Below are 20,822 nucleotides of genomic sequence, written 5' to 3' on the forward strand. Positions count from 1 at the left end.
GTGTGGGCCTCCGGGATCCTATTGCGCAGTCCTGGCGGCGAGCCTCACAAAACGGACTGACGCCGGGCTCGCTCATCGACGAAGGACCGCAAACGCCGGTCGACCCGCACAGCAGGCTGCTTCGTGCCGCCCGCCCGGTGCTTGATGCGATAGCCGAGCAACTCCTGGGAGACCGGTTCAGCATCCTGTTGGCGAACCGGGGTTCGGTGATTGTCGATCGACGGCTCGGGCAATCTCAGCTCGCGGCCAAGCTGGACACGATCTTCGCCGTGCCTGGGTTCAGCTATGACGAAGACCGGACTGGAACGAACTCCCTTGCCACCGTGTTCGAGATCGGTCAGGGCATCGCCGTCAATGGACGTGAACACTTCCTTGAGATTTTGAAGGATTTGAGCTGTTACGGGCATCCGATCATCCATCCCGTCACCAAGCGCCTGGAAGGCGTGCTGGATATTACCTGCTTTGCAAGCAACTCAACCCCCTTAATGATCCCCTTGCTTGCACGGGCGGCGCACGACGTCGAGCTGCGGCTGCTTGCCGGCAGCCCGACCTCGCAGCAGCGAATTTTTGCAGCCTTCCAGGCCAGGTCGGCACGGGTGCAAGCCCCCCTCATCGCTTTGGGCAACGGACTTACCATTGCCAACGATGCCGCGACCGAGCTCTTTACCCCGGAGCTCCAGCGGACAGTACGCGAGCTGCATGCTGAACACAGAGCCTCAACCGAGACGCAGCTGAGACTGGAAAGTGGCGAGCAGCGGGAACTGAGAGTCCTTTGCACTGTGGTGCCAGGTACGGATGGCGCACTCCTTGTCGAAGTAAGAGGCGGGGAGCGGGTGCGGCCCGTTATACCACGGCGAAGCGCTCCTGGATTGGCCATGGATAGGAAAATTAAACGCCTTCGAGCCCTCCAATCGCCAGTTCTGATCCGAGGCGAGCAAGGCTCCGGACGGAGTCATCTGGCGAAGCGTCTTGCTGGTGATCGGCCGACGCGCCTTCTCGACCCGAGGGAGGTGAGCGGTTCCGAAGCCCGCGGACTTCACAGAGGGTCCAGCTCCGTTTCCGATGAGCTCGTAATCATCGAAGACATCGACCTTCTGGACTCGCGGACGGCCAGACGGCTCGGCCGCCACTTGGACGAGGCCCAGGGCTGGTTCGTGATGACCTGCGGTCCCGATGACAATTTGGGGCGTGAGCATCTCGATGTTTCGTCGCGATGCCTTGAACGCATTGATCTGCCACCGCTGCGTCATCGCCGAGATGAGATCTGCATGATCGCCCGGGAAGTTGTACGCGATCTCCAACCTCAGGCGTGGCTAAGCGCGGAGACTCTGCACGTCCTGGAACGGCACCCGTGGCCAGGCAACGTGACCGAGCTGGTATCCGTGCTCCGCCACGCAGTCGACCAGTGCGCAAAAGGAGCCATCGGGGTGCGGGCCCTACCTCAGAGATATCGGACCGCGCCCAGCCGAAGACGGTTCACCCCCCTGGAACAGGCCGAAATCGATACGATCACGCGGGCTCTTGCCGATTGTCTCGGCAATAAGATGCACGCGGCTGCCACCCTGGGCATTGGCCGTACCACGCTGTACCGCAGGATGAATGCCCTAGGTATCCGGAGGTAGCGCCGGGGCAACAACCCGAAGGCAAGCTATGACGGCAGCCTGAAATACATTGGTCCAACTCATTCGGCTGACGTGAAAGTGAGGCTATTCAGGCTGCGGTGGGTGATGGTGACTTCGAATCCGAAGCTGTTTGGGTCTCCGGATGGCGTTAATTTGCCTTTATCGGGTCCAGGTGGGTGAAGTTGGTCCGCGCCGGTTCGGTTTAGCATTCACCGTCGGTGAGCATGTGCGAGACTGCAGTGAGGATGGAGTCTGTGATGGCTTTTATCGGACACTGCCCGGGCGGAAATGCGCCGCTGATTGGCTCCCAAGTGCTGTCCCTGCCCGGGGACGCGGAGAGGCCACTGCCCGGGATTGCTTTAAGGTATTTTGTTGCGTGCAGGATGCGCAAGCTCCGATCCGACCAGTGGATTCGTTGGGTCCGGGACGGGACCCGGTCCAGGGCACGAGCCGGCCTGGGGTTTCGAACACGACCATGTCGGCACCGGTTTGGACGATGATCCCCTGGGCCGCTTTGAGGGCACCCCGGTATGTCGGGCCAGCACTTCCTTCGCGGTGCGAAAGGGCGTCATCGCTTCCTCGATCCGCCCGATGAGAGTCTCGATAGGCCGTGTGGGCGTCGATCTGGTCTAGGTGCGGGTGGGTCGTGAACGCTTGGCGACCCCCAAGCGGCCCATCAGAGCGTCGGTGATGGCGGGGATATATTGGAGCGCAGCGTTCCTTGGCGAAGCCGGCGAGGGCTTAGATGGCTAAGACTAAACCTGAGGCGGGAACAACTTTCCCCACGACGTGCGACAGAGACTCTGGGCCCCTAGCCCCGGCGATGAGCCAACCTCGGCATTCGCGACGTCCGGATCAACAGGTCGCCGTGCGGATGTTCCTAAATGAAACAGTTGGCCTTTTGACTGCGAACTACTGTGAAGAAACCCACGCTGTGGATTCATCGAACACGACAACCAATGGAGGTTGATATGAACTCTGTCGTCTCAGAGTTGAGCCCGGGCCTGCTGGACAGTAGCTACACAATGACAATCAACGGTAAGTCGGCGGTGTCGCAACTGACCCTGCCCGTCTACAATCCGGCTAAACGCGAAGCGTTTGCACAGGTCCCCGTGGCAACACGAGCCCAGCTCGACGAGGCCATCGATGCCGGCCGTTCGGCATTCCCCGCGTGGTCGAATTCACCGGTCGAGGTGCGCCAGGCTGCTGTTACGGCACTGGCAGACCGTCTTGAGGAGCGCGCTGAAGAGTTCATGGCGCTCCTGACGCGCGAGCAAGGAAAGCCGCGTGCTGGCGCCGAGTGGGAAGTCGGAGGCTCGATCCATTGGCTGCGGGAAATCGCTAAGCAGCGACTTCCCGAAGAGGTCATCGAGGACACTAAGCTTCGCCGCGTCATCACCAGATACACACCGCTCGGTGTGGTCGGCGCGATCACGCCCTGGAACTTCCCCATCCTGCTGGCCATCTGGAAGATCGCGCCTGCACTGATGGCTGGCAACGCTATCGTAGTCAAGCCGTCGCCGTTTACTCCCCTGACAACTCTGCGGCTGGGTGAACTTGCTCAGGGCGTCTTGCCGGACGGCGTGCTCAACGTCGTGTCCGGCGACGACGACCTGGGCCGCTGGATGACCTCGCACCCGGGGCTCGACAAGATCTCGTTTACCGGCAGCACAGAAACCGGCCGTCACGTGATGCGTTCGGCGGCGGATAACATCAAGCGCATCACACTGGAGCTTGGCGGAAACGACCCGGCGATCGTTCTGCCGGACGTCGACCCCGAGACGGTGGCGCCGCAGTTGTTCTGGGCCGCATTCCAGAACAACGCCCAGTTCTGCCAGGCCACCAAACGGCTCTTCATCCATGAGGATGTCTATGACTCCGTCCGGGATGCACTGGTTGCCTACGCCCGCACCGTCAAAGTAGGTGACGGGGCCGAGGACGATACCCAGATCGGCCCGATCCAGAACCTCCAGCAGTACGAAAAGGTAAAGGAGTTCTTCGAGGATTCACGCGTCCACGGTCACACGTTCGCTCTGGGGGGACAGATTGATGAGAACGCCACAGGCTGGGTCGTTCCCGTGACCCTGGTCGACAACCCGCCGGAATCCTCGAAGCTGGTGGTCGAAGAGCCATTCGGCCCGATCCTGCCACTATTGAAATGGAAAGACGAGGCGGACGTCATCGCCAGAGCCAATGACACGATCTGGGGCCTCGGAGCGACCGTCTGGAGCAAGGACCTTGAAGCCGCCCAACGTATAGGCAGCCAAATCGAGGCCGGCACCGTCTGGATCAACGAGGTGCATCAGTACTCACCAGACCAGGCCTTTGGAGGCCACAAGCAGTCCGGTATCGGCTGCGAGAACTCCTTGCACGGACTGATGGAATACACAAACTGGCAGACCATCACCCTCAATAAGGTTTCCTAACGCCGTCTGAGAAGAATGAGGGCGTCCCGCCGTGGAGTCCACGGCCCCGCGGCGGGACGCAACGTTCTCTGGGAGAGAGGCGCTCTGCAAAACCGTTCCAACCCGCCACTTGTGCTGAAGTTGCCAGTCGAGAGCATCACCTGCCCACGTTCCGTCGTCTGACAGGTCCATTCCGTTGCAAAGTTCCAGTGAACCGAATTGCTGGCAACAGCACCGCCCAACCGCCTTCCCTCGTGCCATGGTCGGATGCACAAACCTGAAGCGACTATCGGCCTAGAACATTGCGATATTGCGTGCGGGCTCCGGCTGGAGCAGGGGCTTGGCAAGTCCCAAAGCCTCGGCGGGTGATCAATCCTGGGCCAGAGAAAGTAGAGTGACGCTCTACCGAAGGATATGTAGTTGCATGCAGATGGCGGATCGCGAGCTGGAATCGTCGGCTCGAAAGCCCCAGCCTCGGACCTCCTGTTCGGCGGCATTCATTCAGGTGAGTTTTCCGAATGATTCGGACGACAGTTTTCCCTGCGCTTTCACCGTGCATCAGACTGAGGAACGCATCGACAGAGTTCTCGACTCCGTCCATGACGGTCTCATCGAAATCGAAGCGGTCCTGTTCAACCCAGCGTTCCAACTCGCGAAGGAACCTCGGGTAGAGGTCTTGATCGTCGTATACAATGAAGCCTTTTGAGCGTCGGCCGTCTTGACAGTCAGGTTCCTAGATTCCGGATCGCTTTTAACTCTGTTGTAGTTGGCGAGGGCGCCATACATTGCCGCTCTACGATTGTCTTGAACATCGCCAGGGCCGCCTTTAAATGCTCGCCCCCAATGTTGACGAAGTAGACGTAGATGCCGTCACGAGCTGCTCAGGGGCAGGGTCGTCTCGTTAAGGCCCTCATCGAAACCCTACGTCCTTTCAGTAGCCACGTTTTGGCTGCGGAAGCGGCCACGCCAATAACCCGTGAAGGTCCTTTCTGAGCGAACGATATGCCCACAGCAGCACCGACGGCACTAGCGGCGTGGGACACGAGTACCGTGTCACGCGTTTCCTACCGGTAATCCGCTGGCAGGCTGTTTCGAAGGCAGAGCCATCGCGTTGGGAAACACGCCAACCTTAGTCATGGCGCACCAAGTCACCCCCGGTGGGTGGGAGAGGCAGAATCCTTCCCCTGGCCTCAGGATCAAGCATCATCGCTGCTATGCGGAAGTCGTCCCCTGCCGGCATCCTTCGGATGACGGGCAAGCCGGATTTGCGCACTGGATGTGGGGATATAGTCCATTCTTGTCGGGGCTTGACTTGCTGGGTTCGGGCAGCCCCCGTTGCGGATAGCGTCAGCTCTGGTTTTGATACGCTTCTAAGTCAGCTCGTTGTGGTGATGGCACTCGAAGGCCAGAGTGGAAGGCAGCATCGCAGCTCCGATCCAGCAGTGGCGTCAGACCGCCCGTGTGGAAGGGAAAGTTTGCCCCGAGCATCATGCACAGGTCGATTTGTTCCGGGCCTGCAACCACTCCCTCACGGAGCATATGCTCAACCTCTTCGGCCAATGCCCTTAGAATTTGACCGCGGACCAGCTCAGGATCAGCATGGCGCTGCGGGGGGAGAAGAGCGGCTGCTTCCGGCGATATTCCGCCGTTCTCATCCAAGAGGCCCGGAAGGCCCGCCTTGACGACGGCGGTGAGTGTGACCATGCTAGCGAATCGGTCCGGATATACCGACCTCATGCGTTCGCTGATGTGTAGCTGGACGGTTGGCCCAATGAACTGGAGTAGCTGCAAGGGTGTCATGGGCAAGCCAAGGGGGTCCAGGGCATGATCTATGACAGCAGCGTCCAGGCCGGCGTCGACGCGAGTGAGGACTTCGCAGAGGAGGCGTGTCAGGACACGGTTGACCACGAACCCGGCGGAGTCAGTGGTTAGTACGGGGGTCTTACAGAGTCCTTTTGCTAGTTCAAACGCCGTGGACAGCGCTGAGTCTCCGGTCTGCGGTGTGGCGACGATTTCAACCAGTGGGAGCACGGCGACAGGGTTGAAGAAATGAAGGCCGACAAGCCGCTCGGGATGGGCGAGTCCGGAGCCGATCTGTTCGATTGAGAGTGCGGATGTGTTCGTCAGGAGCAGTGTGTCGGGTCGTACGATTGACTCAAGTTCGCCGAACACCGCACGCTTCAGCGCCAGTTCTTCAAAGACGGCCTCGATGACGATGTCGCAAGCGCCGAAATCCGCCTTGTTTGTGGTCCCCGTGATCAGGCTGATCGTGGTCTCGGCCAGTTTGGGGTCCAAACGTCCGGACTGAACTTTTTTGTCCAGTTCGGATCCGATGGATTCGAGTGCCGTGTCCACCCGTTCCTGTGAAACGTCCGTCATCAGGACCGGTACCCTGAGCTGCTGAGCGAACACCAATGCCAGCTGCGTGGCCATCAGTCCGGCGCCAATGACACCTACGGAGCGTATGGGCAGCGGGCGGTCCTCCGGGCGTCCCGCAGGCTTCTTGCCCAGCGACTGTGTCAGCTGCAGGGCATATATGCTGGCTCGTGCTTCATCCGAAATTAGGAGTCCCCCGAAAGTCTTAGCAGTCGTTTCTCGCATGTCGGGGTACGGGCCCCCCGTGCCATTTAGGGCACCGGGACGCTGTGCCTGAAGTAGATCCAGGGCACGGTAGGGTGCTGGCGCGGATCCGTGGAGCCTGGTGTGGAGCTTCTCCCGGACTCCGTTTAAAGAGTCCCAATCCTCGTTGCGCTGTTCGCGGACTGGAGCGATGTCTCCTGCGAGTACAGACGCGGCAAAATTCAGGGACGAGGTGAGGAAGTCTTTGGCCGGAAGTATCGCGTCCACCAGTCCAAGCTTGTGCGCTGAGCTGGCCGAAAGGTTCTTTCCGGCGAATGAGTCAGAAACCACAATCTGTGCTGCGGCTTGTGGGCCGAGAAGTTCCAGGGTCCTGGCTATGCCTCCCCAACCGGGAATCAGCCCTAGACGCACCTCGGGGAGCCCGATCGGTCCGGCCAAGACGGACGCTGTGCGGTAATCCGCATGGAGGGCGAGTTCTAGCCCACCGCCCAGTGCGAGTCCGTTGAGGAATGCAAACGTTGGGAGGGGCAGGGCCGCGATTTCGGCAAAAACTTCCGTACCCTGCCTGGCAAGGTCCGCGCCCTGGTCAGCGGTAGTTGCTTCTGTGATGTTCTTGAGGTCCGCGCCAGCGCAGAAGGCCCGCCCTGCACCGATGATGGCGAGTGCGTCGATGGTTTGGGTGGTGACCGCTCGAACGGCGCCGGTGAGTTTGGCCAGTGAAGCAGGTCCCAGTGTGGGTGGCCGCCGTCCTCCGCCGTCGAGAGCCAATATGGCGAACCTGAATCCCCCATGCTCAGCGTAAGTGGTTCGTACTTCTGTCATTTGCTCGTTAGTCATTGGAGTCTCCACGATCTGGGAATCATTCCCGGCAATTGGTGCGCCATCCGGAGGCTGGAGTCCGGTACCAGCGCTAATCTAACCCGCGTCATCTCCCCTCGTGATCAGAGAAGGAAGCGTCCCTCACATGGATGGTCCGGGAACAAATCGCGTCGAATCAGGTCACCACCGGAATGGCGCGCCACAGATTTGCGGGGGCCAACACTTCGTTCAAGGCAGGCACCGTCGCTGGCTCTGGGTGTCGGCAATGAGTCGGTGTGACGAGACGTCAGGCGGTCAGCCCTTGTCGTCGTTAGGCGAGCAGGAGCCTGCGGCAGACGGCTTAACTGGCCTGTGTGCTGCCGCCCTTCGGAGGTCGGCGCAGGCAGTAGCCATCGTCTGAAAGGAGCATGACGCGACCATGCCCGCCGTTCATCCATATCCAAACTGTCGATCCGTCAGACATGAATGAATCGACCGTACCGACGCCGGTTATCTTGCCGCTATGCAGGATTTCGACGAGTTCTCCTTCGAACAGGGAATCCCACGCCAAGCATGATGGCTGCTGCCCGTTGTCGTTGAGAGACGCCTCATCCCGGCGCGCCATGGTGTGGACCGGGTGAAATTGACGCTCATGGATGATTTGTTCCGGGGAAGGCCTGATGTTCATAAGGTACTGGTTCCTAACAAATGGGTGTTCCAACTACGCGATCTTGTTGGTGGCTCGGGAGCGGCTTGAGGTCGCTGGCTACTTGATCGCGTGTTCCATCCATACGGCAGCTCGCTCGACGGTCGGCACGCGGACAAGTCTGGATCCAAGTCCGACGAATCCGTGGACGATTCATTTTGTGCTTAGTGATCCCACGCAGGCCCCCAATGCGAGGATCCCGCCGTCTCGAGCGCTCTGGAGAGCTTATAGACACGCTTCCAGCGATGTCAACATATGAAATGATTACCAAATAATGCAAGTTGCTTCCGATCGTAAGAGGTATCAGTATTTGACACGCAGTACAGATAATGAAATATTGTGAAGCAACAAAGAAAGAATCTGGAGGAATTATGAGCACCACCGTCGCTGACATAATTGCCGCGGCCCTGCGCCGGCACGGAATAACGATGATTTTCGGGCAGAGCAACCCCACGGCCCTCATGCTCGCTGCTGAGAAGATCGGCATCAGACAAGTTTTCTACCGCACCGAGAACGCCGCGGGAGTGATGGCGGACGGCTACTCACGAATCTCCAGTCAGATTGGTGTCGTCGCAGCCCAAAACGGTCCTGCTGCGACACTCCTTGTTGCGCCGATGGCTGAAGCAATGAAAGCTTCAATTCCGATGCTGGTACTGGTGCAGGAAGTCCCGGCCGCGAATCGGGATCGCAATGCCTTCCAGGAGCTCGACCACTTCGCTTTATTTGCGGGGGTCTCGAAGTGGACTCGACGCATAGACGACCCGGCACGCGCCGAAGATAATGTGGACCTCGCCATCACCGTGGCTAACAGCGGGCGCCCGGGCCCAGTCGTGCTGCTGCTCCCTAAAGATGTTCTCGATCTTAACGCGCAGCCTAGCCGCTTTCATCGATCGCGGAATCTAGGTGGATTTCCCCTGGACCGCCCACGACCGGAGGCTAGTGCCGTGGCCCACGCCGCGGAACTTCTTGCGAATGCGCGTTCGCCACTAGTCATTGCCGGCGGCGGCGTTCATATATCTCAAGCCACCAACGAGCTGGCAGCCCTTCAGGGCCGTGCCCATCTCCCCGTCGCAACGACAAACATGGGCAAGGGCGCCATCGATGAGACAGCCCCGTTGTCGCTTGGCGTCGCAGCAAACGTGACCGGCGAACACGGGCCAGCATATTTTCACCTGCCCCTTATCTCGCAGGCGGACGTGGTGCTCCTTGTCGGGACGCGAACCAACGAGAACGGCACGGACGGCTGGAGCCTCACTTCACCGGACGCAACGTATATCCACATCGATGTCGATGGTCTCGAAGTTGGCCGGAACTATGAGGCTATACGCCTAGTAGGAGACGCCCGTTCGGCGTTGGCCGATCTGACCGCGGCTTTTGACCACGTCGATTTGACCAAAAGAGAGTCGGCGTCGCCAGAGCTCGCAGCAACCATCGAGGAAGGCCGTCGGAGGCATGCCACTGCCGTGGAGGCTCTAGTAACCTCCGACAGCACACCGATCGCACCGGAGCGTCTCCTCTCTGAGCTTGACACCCTTCTCAACCCCGAGGACATCGTCGTCGCCGACGCCAGTTATGCCTCGATCTGGGTGACCAGTTACCTCACGGCGAAGCGAGCGGGCCAGCGTTTCCTCGTTCCCCGGGGCCTCGCCGGCCTGGGATGGGGCTATCCCCTCGGGATCGGCGCGAAGCTGGCAAATCCCGAGGCCCGCGTCGTGTCCATCGTCGGGGACGGGGGCTTCGCGCACGTCTGGTCGGAGGTGGAAACGGCTGTCCGAGAAAATATCCCGGTCGTCGTCATCATCCTGAACAACAAGGTGCTGGCCTACCAGCGCCATGCCGAGAACTACTTCTTCGGCACAACCACAACAGCCATCGAATTCGCCCCGGTAGACCACGCCGCCATGGCTCGCACGGTCGGCGCACACGGCGTCACCGTACAACATGCGGACGACATCGGCCCGGCCTTGAAATCTGCGCTCGAGTCAAACAGAACTACGGTCATCGATGTAATGACCGACCCGGATGCATATGCGCCCGTACGCGCCTGGGATGAGAAACCAGGCCGAATCAACGGGGAATAGCGCAACAAACCGACTGCAGCGCGGAGGACTTCGCGCTGCGCTCAAAACAAAATTCGCCCACATGAGAGGCCGACAGATGTACAAAGAACGTGAGGCAGGACTGTTGGCAATGGTCCCGACGGGCCTGCTGATCAACGGCGAGTGGCGTCCGGCCGCGTCCGGGGAGACCTTCGAGATCGAGGACCCGGCCACGGGCAAGGTCCTGTTGAGTATTGCTGACGCGGGTCCGGAGGACGGCAGGGCGGCGTTGGCCGCGGCCGCTGCCGCGCAGGATTCCTGGGCGCAGGTCCCGGCCCGTGAGCGCGGGGAGATCCTGCGCCGCGCCTTTGAGCTGGTCACGGCACGTGCGGAGGATTTTGCGCTGCTGATGACCATGGAGATGGGCAAGCCGCTGGCCGAGGCCCGCGGCGAGGTCACCTATGGGGCGGAGTTCCTGCGCTGGTTCTCCGAGGAAGCCGTCCGCGCGTTCGGCCGGTACTCGGTCTCTCCGGACGGGAAGTCCCGGCTGCTGGTGACCAAGAAGCCGGTGGGCCCGTGCTTGCTGATCACGCCGTGGAACTTCCCGCTAGCGATGGCCACCCGCAAGATCGCCCCGGCTGTGGCTGCCGGCTGCACGATGGTGCTCAAATCCCCCAACCTGACCCCGCTGACCTCGCAACTGTTCGCCGCTGTAATGCAGGAGGCGGGCCTTCCGGCCGGTGTCCTGAACGTCATCCCGACCTCGACGGCCGGTGCCACAACCGGGCCGTTGATCAAGGATCAGCGCCTGCGCAAGCTCTCCTTCACCGGTTCCACCGAGGTCGGCCGCCGGCTGCTCTCGGACGCGTCCGAAACGGTGCTGCGAACCTCCATGGAGCTCGGCGGCAACGCCCCGTTCGTGGTGTTCGAGGACGCCGACATTGACGCGGCCGTGGCCGGGGCGATGCTGGCAAAACTGAGGAACATGGGCGAGGCCTGCACCGCGGCAAACCGGTTCATCGTGCACGAGTCCCTCGCCGGCGAATTCGCGGAAAAGTTCGCCGCGAAGATGAAGGACATGACCACCGCCCGCGGCACCGAGCCGGAGTCCATGGTAGGTCCGCTGATCGATGCGAAGAGCCGGGACAGGGTCCACGAACTCGTCACCGACGCCCTGGCCTCCGGGGCCGTGGCCCTGGCAGGCGGCGGACCGGTGGACGGGCCGGGCTACTTCTACCAGCCCACCATCCTCACCGGCGTCACGGAGGGCACCCGGATCCTGTCCGAGGAAATCTTCGGACCCGTCGCACCGATCATCACCTTCGACACCGAGGACGAGGCGATCCGCCTGGCCAACAACACCGAATACGGCCTGGCCGCGTACGTCTTCACGAACGACCTGAACCGCGGCATCCGGATGGGCGAACGCCTCGAGACCGGCATGCTCGGCCTGAACGCCGGCGTGATTTCCAACGCCGCGGCCCCGTTCGGCGGGGTTAAGCAGTCCGGTCTGGGCCGTGAAGGCGGCCTGGAGGGCATCGAGGAATACCTCTACACCCAGTACACCGGCATTTCAGACCCCTACGCTGGATGACGGGCGCCTTCCTTCCCGGGCAGGGACAAAGGAAACCACCAGGGCCTCCCTCCTCGCAACTGGGAGGCCCTGGTTTGGAGGGGCCACATGCAACGTCAGGCGTATGCGGCCCTGAGATAGAAAGCCCTCTTTGATGGGAAGTAAGGGGAGCACTATGTGGACAACAACCTCAAGGGTAATCCTCAAAATTGAGGACTCTGGATCAAAGGACCAGCAGCTTGACGAGGCCTGTGCATTGCTACGCACGGAAGCTACAGATTGCGGCGTTCTGGTTACCCAGGTCGACTACTTCACGTTCGAGATAGCGCTCAGTCCTACCGTCGGGTTAGGCGTCACCCATGAAATCGATCTGCTCAGAAGTGCGGCAGACCTGGATGCTCCAGTGATCCCGCTCATGCAGGAACGTGATGCCCGGCCCCCGAAAGGACCGTCTGTGCCAGAGTCACGAGAATACGGCCTCGCCAGAGACAAACACTACGAAGAGGCGGACAAACATCCGATATCGATTTGGACAAGCCTCGCTCCCGGTGATGCCATATCACTCAAGGGGCTGACACCACCGTCGAAACCAAGACAAGCGACGGCCTCATCATCTGGATCAGAGACGAGCTAAACGAGAGAAAACTGTTCCATTTCGTGAGTGTCAGTCTGTGCGTGTAATCCAATGACAGTGGCGTTATGGAGCGCCGGCATAGGGGCATTGATGCTGTCCGGCTCCATGTGCTCATCCCAGATGGGCGCAGTTGTCACGCCAAACTAAACGACAGTATTAACGCAAGACCTGATGTCCGCTTGGCCTAGGGCAGCCCCCTGATTATCCTTGTAGCTCGCTCTCGGTGCCATTTTCTTTTCCGCTCGGTGCGGACGACAACCCAGTTCTGGAGCGACCAAGTTGCAATCTCGCCCACTCCCCACCATTTACGGAAGGACAACGGGCCCGCCGAAGCTCCACTGGTACTCGTCCATGTTCGATTTCATCTATTGGTACATCTTTCCGGAGTCAGCCCAGTGGCTCCTCCTGGTTTTGAGTGTCTCCAAGGTGGGAGTATTCGGATAGCCAAACACGTGTGCCCTCGTCGGCATAGAGCGCTATGCGTCCCCGACCTCCATCCAGCCAAACCCAAAGGACGGAGGCATCCGGCGCACATCGTTCGCGGGAGGATCGGACATGCTCAAAACTCCGAAGGGAGTTGCGCTAGCGCCAGCCCGAGCTGATAGTCGTGACGATAATCGGTCATGGTATTCCTCCTCAAGACGTGGGTCGCGTCCGGGGCGCCCGATAAATGGATGCCGAAGTAGAGCCCGAAGCATGCCCAGCTCATGCCTTCCGCCGCACGAAATACCTCGAGCCGTTGAATGACCCGCAATGCGGCGAACTCGAAAGGTATCGACTTCTTCACTCCATTCACTACAGAGCGGAGGTTCAGGACTGTCGGGCGAGGTTTGCCCGCAGGACCTCTTCGAGGTTTAGCTCGACCTCGCGCGTGTGAGCGCCAGCCGCAAGTGCTGCCTTAGCGAGTTCCCCGGATGCAGGGGTGAATGTTTCCCCGAGGTAGCGGTCCTCCGCCCGCAGTGCAGCCTCGAGTGGGCCGTCGGCGGCGTCGATCGCCTTAGTAGCTGCGACGCGGACACCTGCGGGCAGGTTGGCGATGGTCAGCGCGACCCAGTCGACGTAATCGTCCAGTTCCGCGGCGGGCAAGGCCCGGTTTACCCATCCCCAATGCTCGGCGGTCGCTGCGTCGATGAGGCCGCCTGTGAGCACGATTTCGAGGGCACGAGCGCGACCCACGAGACGAGGCAGGTGAGCAGTTGCGCCAGCGCCGGGGACGATGCCCGTCAGGGTCTCAAACTGGCCGAATGCGGCAGTTTCGAGCGCTGCGAAGCGGAGGTCCAAGCTGGACATCATCTCGGGGCCGCCGCCACGGGCAAGTCCTGCGACCTTCGCGATGGTTGTCTGGGACAGGCGCCTCCAGCGTTCGTGGAGCCGCATCATCGGGCCGGTGCCGACGAGGGTTTCCTCCGCGATCGGGAGGGTAGCGTACGTCTCAGGGTTTTCGACGAATGTCAGGTCGCCATGGGCTATAAAGAACTCAGGATTGGCGCTTTGGACGACGATGACGTGCAGGTCAGGATCGTTCTCGGCCGATGCAGCGACGGCGTCCAGGTCGAGGAGGAGCTGAGCCGTCATGAGGTTGACGGGCGGGACATCGATCGAGACCCACAGCACACCGTCCTGGCGCTTGAGAAGGAGGGTGGTCAGAGACTGTTTGGGCATGGGTTTCCTTATGTAGTAGGTATCTCTGGTATACCTGGTACATGAAAGGCACTTCAACGAAACCTGGTACCCCTGAAGACCAGGCCGCCTCGGGCACCATCGTTGGCCCGCAGCGTGAGCTCCTAGATCAACTTCTAGACAAATGGGGCCAGCTGCTACTGACAGCACTATGTCAGCAGCCGCGACGCTTCAACGAGCTCAAGAGAGAACTGGACGGGATCACTCAGAAGTCTTTGACGCAGGCTCTGCGCCGGTTGGAACGCAACGGCCTCGTCGAACGTCAGGTGCTAGAGCAACGTCCCATTGCCGTGGAGTACCGCATCACACCGCTCGGGCGCACCCTTGACAAGCCCTTCTTGACTCTTCTTGCTTGGACGGCCGATCACCTCGCCGAAGTGGAACAACACAGGGACGTATACGACGAAGGCTCAGGCAACCTTTAGCTGCCGGCTCGATTCGCTAGCTTTTCTGCCACACGGACCACTAGTCGGCGTCAATGCGGTGAGCCTCCCTAGAAGCTGGTGGTGGGGCTAGTAGGTCGACTGCACCCCATTGGACGCCCAAGGCACCAAGGGCGGGAGAACACCTACGAGTTCCTGTCCACTTTCGGTCAACGATTACCACCTGTACCTGATGGTTCTGCATGACCTCGCGCACCAGCACGCGGAGGACTGACCATCCTCAGCTGGCTACTCTGCATCGGTTTCCTCCTCGTCCACGCGATCGCCGCCGCCACCAACCTCGCTACGGACTCCTCGTCGTGCCCCTCGGAGGACTCTTCGTCATACTTCTCTCCGGCGTCCTCACCAGAGTAAGAAGGGGTGCGGCAATGAGTGATGTCATGCGACCCGATCACGGTGCTAGTACCCTCTTGGCTCAAGAGGCCCCGGTCTCTGCTGGCATGCTCAAGTAGCGATACCCCGTCGCCCGGGTGGCACCGATGATCTTCCCGATGTCGGCTCGGGCGAGAATTTGCGCTTCGAGGTCCCTCGGTCGCCTGACCTTTCGCGTGATCGAGGGTCACTTCCCGTCGGCCAACCTTCCGCCCATGCTCCACGCCGCGGCCATGCCGACTCTGGTCCGCTCGGCGGGATAGTCTCGCTCGAGCTGCGCGAACGCGGACATCACGATGTCAGCTCTACGCCCGGCAGCAGGAGCGCGGACTTGGACGTGTCTTCCGCTGCTTCATAGCCACGACCCCGTTACTTACGGCGCCGCCCGGCTCATCATCAGCCGTCCATCGGCCAGCTGCATGGCGTCGACGCACTTAACCGGCACCGAGAGAGAGTAAAACCGGAGCTGAAGCGGTACCTAAACCCGTCGGCGGAAGCGGAAGAGCTGTGCCACCAGCTGTAGCTGGCGCGCAGGGTTTCCGGCCCGCGTCGCAGGAGGAGCCGCATCAGAGATTCACATTACAAGGGTGTGATTTTGGCGATCACGTCCCCGGTTCTTGGTGGCTCCGGTTCCACTCAAACCCTAGAAACTGCGTCTCGTCCAGGACCAGGGCAGCAAATGCGGCGCATCACTGTCATGGAGAACCTCTTCGCAGACTCGCCGGAGCTCCATTGCGCGCTGTATTCAAGAGATCGACTCGAATTTTGTGTGCTCACGACCTTCCTCTTCTCAACGGGGGCGGATCACATGAAAGCCCTGCTGACAGCCCAGGAGTCCTCGTGAAGATGCAACTTGCTAATTTTGCGGTCATCGATCTGGAAGTAAATGGCGACGGGAGACTGAAAGGAGCGGCCAGTGGATGCCGAAGAGTTGCCGATCGTTGCAAGAACCACGCCTTCGTTACCGTCAATAACGATGCTGTGCACTTCCGCCATGCCTGGGCCCGCGAACTGCGACCACATCGTTCGGAAGTACTCTGCAACCTCAGATTTCTCGTTTCGGGTGCCGATCCAGGGTAGCGCACTGTTGCCCGGAACTTTCCAGTCGACCCTGTCTGTGAATAACTCGGCAATGGCATCGGCATCGCCGGCTCCCACGCCCTGAAGGAAGTTGGTGATTAGGGACTCGGTAATATCGCGGTTTTGTTCCATATGGTCAAATATAAGACTTATTGACTACTAGGTCAAAAATGGTATATTGGAGCGGTGGGTAGACCGAGAAAGTTCCGAGAAAGTGAAGTGCTGGCCTTGGCGGGAGAAGCCTTTTCCGCGAACGGTTTTGGGGGTACCACGATGGATGATCTCGTTCGCGCTACCGGGCTTGGCAAGCAAAGCCTCTACAACGCCTTCGAAGGTAAACATTCACTCTTCCTGCGGGCATTGACCTCTGATACCGCAGACGCCATCGCGGCCGTAGACGAAGCCCTCGGTACTGATGAAGGAACGCCCCTCTCTCGGATTCGAGCTCACCTTCTAAAATTGGCCATTACTTACAGTGCTGGGAACAGCAAGAATGTTCTTTTCACAAAGGCAACAGTTGAGCTGGGTGACCGCGATGAAGACGTCGCGAGGTCGGCGCTGCATGCCTACGAGGATTTGCGTCGCATCTACCGCAACTGCCTTGCTGAAGCGCAAACCCTCGGTGAGCTTGGCGAGGACGCTGACCTCGACGGACTGGCATCCTTCTTCCTGGCTCTGACGCGGGGCATGGAGGTCATAGGCAGAGCCGGAATTGCACGGGCAGAACTGACCGGCATTGCGACGACAGCGCTTGATAGCATCGTTGCCGCTCCACATTCCGCTGAAGGCTCTTGGAATTCCAAGGAAGCGTCGAATCAGCCCAGCAGATAGCCGCATATGCTCAGGAACATGGCAGTCTGCCGCTTCGGATGGAAACGCGGGAGCGAGGCCGACTTTCTTGCAGGAGTTCTCTGGGTTCTGCAGAACCAGATAAGGTCTGCTTTCCAAGGAGTTGCCAGACCCTCGTTGCCGCCTTTCCGGTGGGGAAGGAACGGCCAATACTCGGACACGCATAAAATGGCTTCCGCTCTCGGTGTCAAGGCCGGTATGACTGCAGCGGCAAGGGGGTGTCCTCATCGGTGCCAGGCATGAATTCCGCAATTATCGGCAATGCGACCGCTGACGCCCAGCTGCTGATCCTCTCAAAGCTGCGCAGTTGAACCTCACTGCGGATCCGTTCCCACAGCTACTTCGAAGCGGGAGAGCGGTAGTCATGCCGATAAGGCTCGCATCGACGGCAGAATCATGGACAGCAGGAATGTTGCTGCCCAAGCACTCCGGGCCAAGCTCGTCCTCGGACGGGACTTGGATCACGCCCCGCGAGCGACGATCCAACCATCGCGTAAGGGTCTGCTTTCAGCAGCTCTAGGGGCGATCAGGCAACTCGAACAGGGTCGTCCCTGCCATGGCTCGTCGTCGCCGACAGAAGCACTGGCCCGCATTGAGAAAGCATCGGCTGAACTCGTCAAGCACCCCGATGCACCCAACTAATATGTAGTTTCTTTTGTCAATGGGCGTGGGGAAGCGATCCCGGTTTGGTTCCGGGGTCGCTTCCTTTTTGGTCCGGGGGTGTCCTTGTGTTGGGGGGGGTGTTCCAGCGTGTCGTTGGCGACGGCGTGGTCAGACTAATATGCGCGGGTTGGGTACCGCAGGACGAGGTGTCCGGCTGGAGACTGTCGCTTCTCTAGGGATCGGGCGTGGCCTTGGTGGTTGCCCATAGTTGGGTCGCGGGTTGCTCCAAGCGCTGCCGGTGTAACCGGTGGCCCCCTGGTGTGGTTGCCCCCCCGGACGTTTAGGGGTTTTGATGCTTTGGTGTGCGTTGGGCTTCACTGGCCAGTGACCAGCACCAGCCGGCAAGTTCACGGGCGATCGCGACGTCGGCGATGACGGGACGTTTCCGGTGTTCCTGGTAGACGAGCCAGCGTTCGTGCAAGCGTTTGTTGCCGGCTTTGCCGCGGGCTCTTGCCCAAGGGGTTGCTGCTTCCCATCGTGACTGCAGCTCTCTGGAGGGGTGGGTGTAGGCGCGGCGGTGGTGCCAGGCTGCTTCGACCAGGAGCCTGCGGGCGTGGGGGTTGCCTGTTTTCGTGATGGATCCCTGGGAGCGGTGCCCGCCGGATGAGTACGCTCAAACATAGCTGGAACCTCCAAACTTCAAATGTGGCTCTACCCCCTAAAACGAGTCTGGGGCAACCCACGAGACTCTTTGAAGAGAAGGTTCCAGCCCCCACCACCCCCACATCACGAACCTTCCCCGTGTTGGGCCCTTCTGACAGAGGCCCGTCCTGCCCGGGCAAGGCCCGGAGCGCCAAGAAGCACAAACCGCCAGCGGGGTATCCCAAGCTGGCGCTCCGGAACCGCCCGGGCGACCATGAAGCCTCAGAAGACCAACACCCCCGCACGCCCCAACTTCCCCGCAAAGACCGCGGCAACGGCGCCTCGACCGTCCCCCTGGTCGGGGCACACCTGGGCGCCACCACGTTCCTGAACGGCATCACCACATTCGCGCCCGGTGCGGCCATCGGTCACCACTCCCATAACTGTGTTGAATCCGTGGCCGTCATCGAAGGCACCGCCTACGTCGACATCGACGGCACCGAACACCATTTGGACACCTACGACACCACATTCGTGCCCGCGAACATCGTCCATCGGTTCAGGAACGCCTCCGACACCCAAGAGATGAAGATCTTCTGGACCTACGCCTCCATCGACGCCACCCGCACCATGGCCGGAACCGCCGACCGGACCCGCATCGACGAGGAACAAGCCAACCAGCCACCCCTGCAGGAACCCGCAACGGAAGGATTCATCGCGTGATCCAGGAAATTGCCACCCTCACCATCACACCCGGCCACGAAGAGGCATTTGAAGCCGCAGCGGCCCAAGCCGTGCCACTGTTCCAGAAAGCACCCAGTGCACTCGGTTTCCGGCTGGACCGAACCATCGAAAGCCCCAACGAATACACCCTCACCGTTGGTTGGCAGTCCCTTGATGACCACACCACCGGTTTCCGGGAATCAGCAGCATTCCAGCAATGGCGCGATCTCGTCGGTCCTCACTTCGCTGCTGTCCCCCACGTCAAACACACCCAACACGCCTACCTCGGCTTCTAGGCCGGGACACATGCTGACCGGACTGAGGGAAGGGCACTGCTCTCCTAGAACGGTCACCGCGATGGCGGCCTCCTCACGGCGAGGCCGCCATCGCGCAAAACGGAATGCGCCAGAAGTCGAGATTCCTCTGTGAGAGGGAAAGATGAATATGACATATGGGTGCTTATCGGCGTTGGAGTGGGACGAGTAAAAGAGAATCGCTAATCCTTCCCCCACTGTCCGGGTGATTTCGCAGGTTAGTCCAGCTTTGTCGGTCAGCGGTCACCGGTCAGCGGCCAGCGCCAATGTCATGCACGGCGGTGCATCAGCTAGGGAGCCCAGGTCGGGTCCCCGGGCATGGATCATCGGACGACGTTCGAGTCTCGGGTAGCTGGCCTTGGAGGAGTAGACTCACAAGGACTCACAAGACTCACAAGGACTCACAAGGACTCACAGGATCTGCGATGATGAACCCGTTCCGCCCTACAGCCGGCGCCACTCCCCCTGAACTCATTGGCCGCGAGGGGATGCTCGATGAGTTTGAGTATGGTCTGCAGCTTGGTTCCGGGGCGCCCGGGTTGCTGACCATCATCACAGGCGCCCGCGGCATCGGCAAGACCGCGCTACTCAGTGCCGCGCAGGGCGCGGCCGCCGGGCAAGGGTGGCTTGTGGTTCCAGAGACGGCCACGTCGGGCTTCGTTGGACGGATCGGCGAGACCATGCGACTGCACCTGGATGAACTCGGCCCCGGCCCGGCCGGGCGCAGGATCACAGCGTTAGGCGTGGCAGGTTTCACCGTGACCACCCAGCTGCCGCCCGAGCGCCAGGTTGACTGGAGACGGTTGGGAAACCAGTTGCTGAACGTTCTCGCGGAGAAAAAGACCGGGCTGCTCTTCACCGTTGACGAAATACATTCGGCAGACCGTGCAGAACTGTCCCAGCTTGCCGCTGACGTCCAGCATTTCATCCGTGACGGGCTTCCGATAGGACTGATCTTCGCCGGGCTGCCGGCGGCGGTTTCGGACCTGCTCAACGAGGGCGTGGCAACGTTTCTGCGGCGGGCAGAGCGCATCGACCTGCACGCTGCGGCCATTGCCGATGTCGAACGCTCCTACGCCAGCACCTTCCAAAATGCCGGCATCAGCATCAGCGCTGACTTGGTCCGGTATGCGGCTGAGGCGACCGGAGGGTACCCGTTCCTGATCCAGCTCATCGGCTACCAGCTGTGGCGACAAGCCGAGATCAACAACATGGCACTGGAAAAGACGAACATTGACCAAGCCATCAATGCCGCGACCCGCCGCCACGAGGCGACCGTCATTGAAGCGGCCCTCTCCACCGCATCAGACAAAGACAAAGACTTCCTCCGTGCCATGGCCGAAGACGACGGCCCTGTTGTTGCCGGCGACATCGGAAAACGACTCAACGCCAAGAGCAACGTCGTGGCCAACTACCGGGCCCGTCTCATCGCGGCAGGACTCATCGAAGCCCCTGCATATGGCAAGGTCGACTTCGCCATCCCGGGCCTGCGCGAATACCTCCGCAAAACAATCAACCGATAGCTAGGCTGTTGCGCGTCACTGACCTGCGGCACCTTCCCCGTCCCGGCCGCAGACCTGACCTGGCTTATTTGTACGCGCGACAACGTCGAGCAAGGGCGAGATGGCCTGCCCGTAATGCAGTGTAGTGGACACCCCTGATTGGCAGGACCTGACAGTAGGGGCGGTGTCGTTTTGGTTCTGCTTGAAGAACTTCGGGGCGATGCAGTTCTAGAGCCAAGGAATCCTTACGCCCCTCC

Annotated in this window: 17 protein-coding genes and 1 pseudogene; 12 read left to right on the forward strand and 6 right to left on the reverse strand. The window is 60.6% G+C overall.

Annotated features, from left to right (window positions below; translation table 11 throughout):
* Positions 1-2 precede the first annotated feature (2 nt).
* The 3 genes from BACI9J_RS20605 (at position 3) to BACI9J_RS20615 (ending at position 4,733) form a co-directional block, all read left to right on the forward strand.
* Entirely contained in the window at positions 3-1,622 is a 1,620-nt protein-coding gene (locus BACI9J_RS20605; RefSeq protein WP_159736003.1) for a sigma-54-dependent Fis family transcriptional regulator, read from the forward strand.
* Positions 1,623-2,593: 971 nt separating this feature from the next.
* Positions 2,594-4,048: an aldehyde dehydrogenase family protein gene (locus BACI9J_RS20610; RefSeq protein WP_159736004.1), complete on the forward strand. Its 1,455-nt coding sequence runs from the start codon at positions 2,594-2,596 to the stop codon at positions 4,046-4,048.
* A gap of 403 nt (positions 4,049-4,451) precedes the next feature.
* Positions 4,452-4,733: a hypothetical protein gene (locus BACI9J_RS20615; RefSeq protein WP_159736005.1), complete on the forward strand. Its 282-nt coding sequence runs from the start codon at positions 4,452-4,454 to the stop codon at positions 4,731-4,733.
* Between the two features lie 641 nt (positions 4,734-5,374).
* On the opposite strand, the gene BACI9J_RS20620 is transcribed toward BACI9J_RS20615, so the two are convergent.
* On the reverse strand, positions 5,375-7,444 hold the full coding sequence (locus tag BACI9J_RS20620; RefSeq protein ID WP_159736006.1) for a 3-hydroxyacyl-CoA dehydrogenase NAD-binding domain-containing protein: 2,070 nt from the start codon (positions 7,442-7,444) through the stop codon (positions 5,375-5,377).
* Between the two features lie 322 nt (positions 7,445-7,766).
* A complete protein-coding gene (locus tag BACI9J_RS20625; RefSeq protein WP_159736007.1) occupies positions 7,767-8,093 on the reverse strand; it encodes a hypothetical protein in 327 nt (108 codons plus the stop codon).
* 389 nt (positions 8,094-8,482) lie between these two features.
* On the opposite strand from BACI9J_RS20625, the gene BACI9J_RS20630 reads away from it, so the two are divergent.
* The 3 genes from BACI9J_RS20630 (at position 8,483) to BACI9J_RS20640 (ending at position 12,357) form a co-directional block, all read left to right on the forward strand.
* Positions 8,483-10,192: an acetolactate synthase catalytic subunit gene (locus BACI9J_RS20630; protein ID WP_201296632.1), complete on the forward strand. Its 1,710-nt coding sequence runs from the start codon at positions 8,483-8,485 to the stop codon at positions 10,190-10,192.
* A 61-nt stretch (positions 10,193-10,253) separates the two neighbouring features.
* On the forward strand, positions 10,254-11,744 hold the full coding sequence (locus BACI9J_RS20635) for an NAD-dependent succinate-semialdehyde dehydrogenase (protein ID WP_159736009.1): 1,491 nt from the start codon (positions 10,254-10,256) through the stop codon (positions 11,742-11,744).
* Positions 11,745-11,898: 154 nt separating this feature from the next.
* A complete protein-coding gene (locus BACI9J_RS20640; protein WP_159736010.1) occupies positions 11,899-12,357 on the forward strand; it encodes a hypothetical protein in 459 nt (152 codons plus the stop codon).
* A gap of 559 nt (positions 12,358-12,916) precedes the next feature.
* Here the strand turns inward: BACI9J_RS20640 and BACI9J_RS20645 are convergent.
* Together BACI9J_RS20645 and BACI9J_RS20650 are read right to left on the reverse strand one after the other, a co-directional pair.
* Positions 12,917-13,144 (reverse strand): hypothetical protein, encoded by a 228-nt coding sequence (locus BACI9J_RS20645; protein WP_159736011.1) that lies wholly within the window; start codon positions 13,142-13,144, stop codon positions 12,917-12,919.
* A 23-nt stretch (positions 13,145-13,167) separates the two neighbouring features.
* Positions 13,168-14,019 (reverse strand): enoyl-CoA hydratase/isomerase family protein, encoded by an 852-nt coding sequence (locus BACI9J_RS20650; protein ID WP_159736012.1) that lies wholly within the window; start codon positions 14,017-14,019, stop codon positions 13,168-13,170.
* A gap of 41 nt (positions 14,020-14,060) precedes the next feature.
* Here BACI9J_RS20650 and BACI9J_RS20655 point away from each other — a divergent pair, with 41 nt between their 5' ends.
* Entirely contained in the window at positions 14,061-14,462 is a 402-nt protein-coding gene (locus BACI9J_RS20655) for a winged helix-turn-helix transcriptional regulator (RefSeq protein WP_159736013.1), read from the forward strand.
* Between the two features lie 1,194 nt (positions 14,463-15,656).
* On the opposite strand, the gene BACI9J_RS20660 is transcribed toward BACI9J_RS20655, so the two are convergent.
* Positions 15,657-16,064, reverse strand: coding sequence for a nuclear transport factor 2 family protein (locus tag BACI9J_RS20660; protein WP_159736014.1), 408 nt, complete (start codon positions 16,062-16,064; stop codon positions 15,657-15,659).
* Positions 16,065-16,151: 87 nt separating this feature from the next.
* Here BACI9J_RS20660 and BACI9J_RS20665 point away from each other — a divergent pair, with 87 nt between their 5' ends.
* Positions 16,152-16,763 carry a TetR/AcrR family transcriptional regulator gene (locus tag BACI9J_RS20665; RefSeq protein ID WP_236558794.1) on the forward strand — a complete coding sequence of 204 codons (612 nt, stop codon included), beginning with the start codon at positions 16,152-16,154 and terminating at the stop codon, positions 16,761-16,763.
* Positions 16,764-17,177: 414 nt separating this feature from the next.
* Positions 17,178-17,423, forward strand: coding sequence for a hypothetical protein (locus BACI9J_RS20670; RefSeq protein WP_159736016.1), 246 nt, complete (start codon positions 17,178-17,180; stop codon positions 17,421-17,423).
* 301 nt (positions 17,424-17,724) lie between these two features.
* On the opposite strand, the pseudogene BACI9J_RS24675 reads toward BACI9J_RS20670, so the two are convergent.
* A pseudogene (locus BACI9J_RS24675) lies at positions 17,725-18,054 on the reverse strand (transposase); the annotation flags it as partial.
* Between the two features lie 35 nt (positions 18,055-18,089).
* Here BACI9J_RS24675 and BACI9J_RS20680 point away from each other — a divergent pair.
* The 3 genes from BACI9J_RS20680 (at position 18,090) to BACI9J_RS20690 (ending at position 20,586) form a co-directional block, all read left to right on the forward strand.
* Positions 18,090-18,749 carry a cupin domain-containing protein gene (locus BACI9J_RS20680; RefSeq protein WP_236558795.1) on the forward strand — a complete coding sequence of 220 codons (660 nt, stop codon included), beginning with the start codon at positions 18,090-18,092 and terminating at the stop codon, positions 18,747-18,749.
* Positions 18,746-19,045 (forward strand): antibiotic biosynthesis monooxygenase family protein, encoded by a 300-nt coding sequence (locus tag BACI9J_RS20685; RefSeq protein ID WP_159736017.1) that lies wholly within the window; start codon positions 18,746-18,748, stop codon positions 19,043-19,045. Before BACI9J_RS20680 ends, BACI9J_RS20685 begins: the two co-directional genes overlap by 4 nt.
* A gap of 443 nt (positions 19,046-19,488) precedes the next feature.
* Positions 19,489-20,586, forward strand: coding sequence for an ATP-binding protein (locus tag BACI9J_RS20690; RefSeq protein WP_159736018.1), 1,098 nt, complete (start codon positions 19,489-19,491; stop codon positions 20,584-20,586).
* The last annotated feature ends 236 nt before the right edge of the window (positions 20,587-20,822 follow it).

The sequence above is a fragment of the Arthrobacter sp. 9V genome, from assembly GCF_902506065.1.
Classification (GTDB): Bacteria; Actinomycetota; Actinomycetes; order Actinomycetales; family Micrococcaceae; genus Arthrobacter.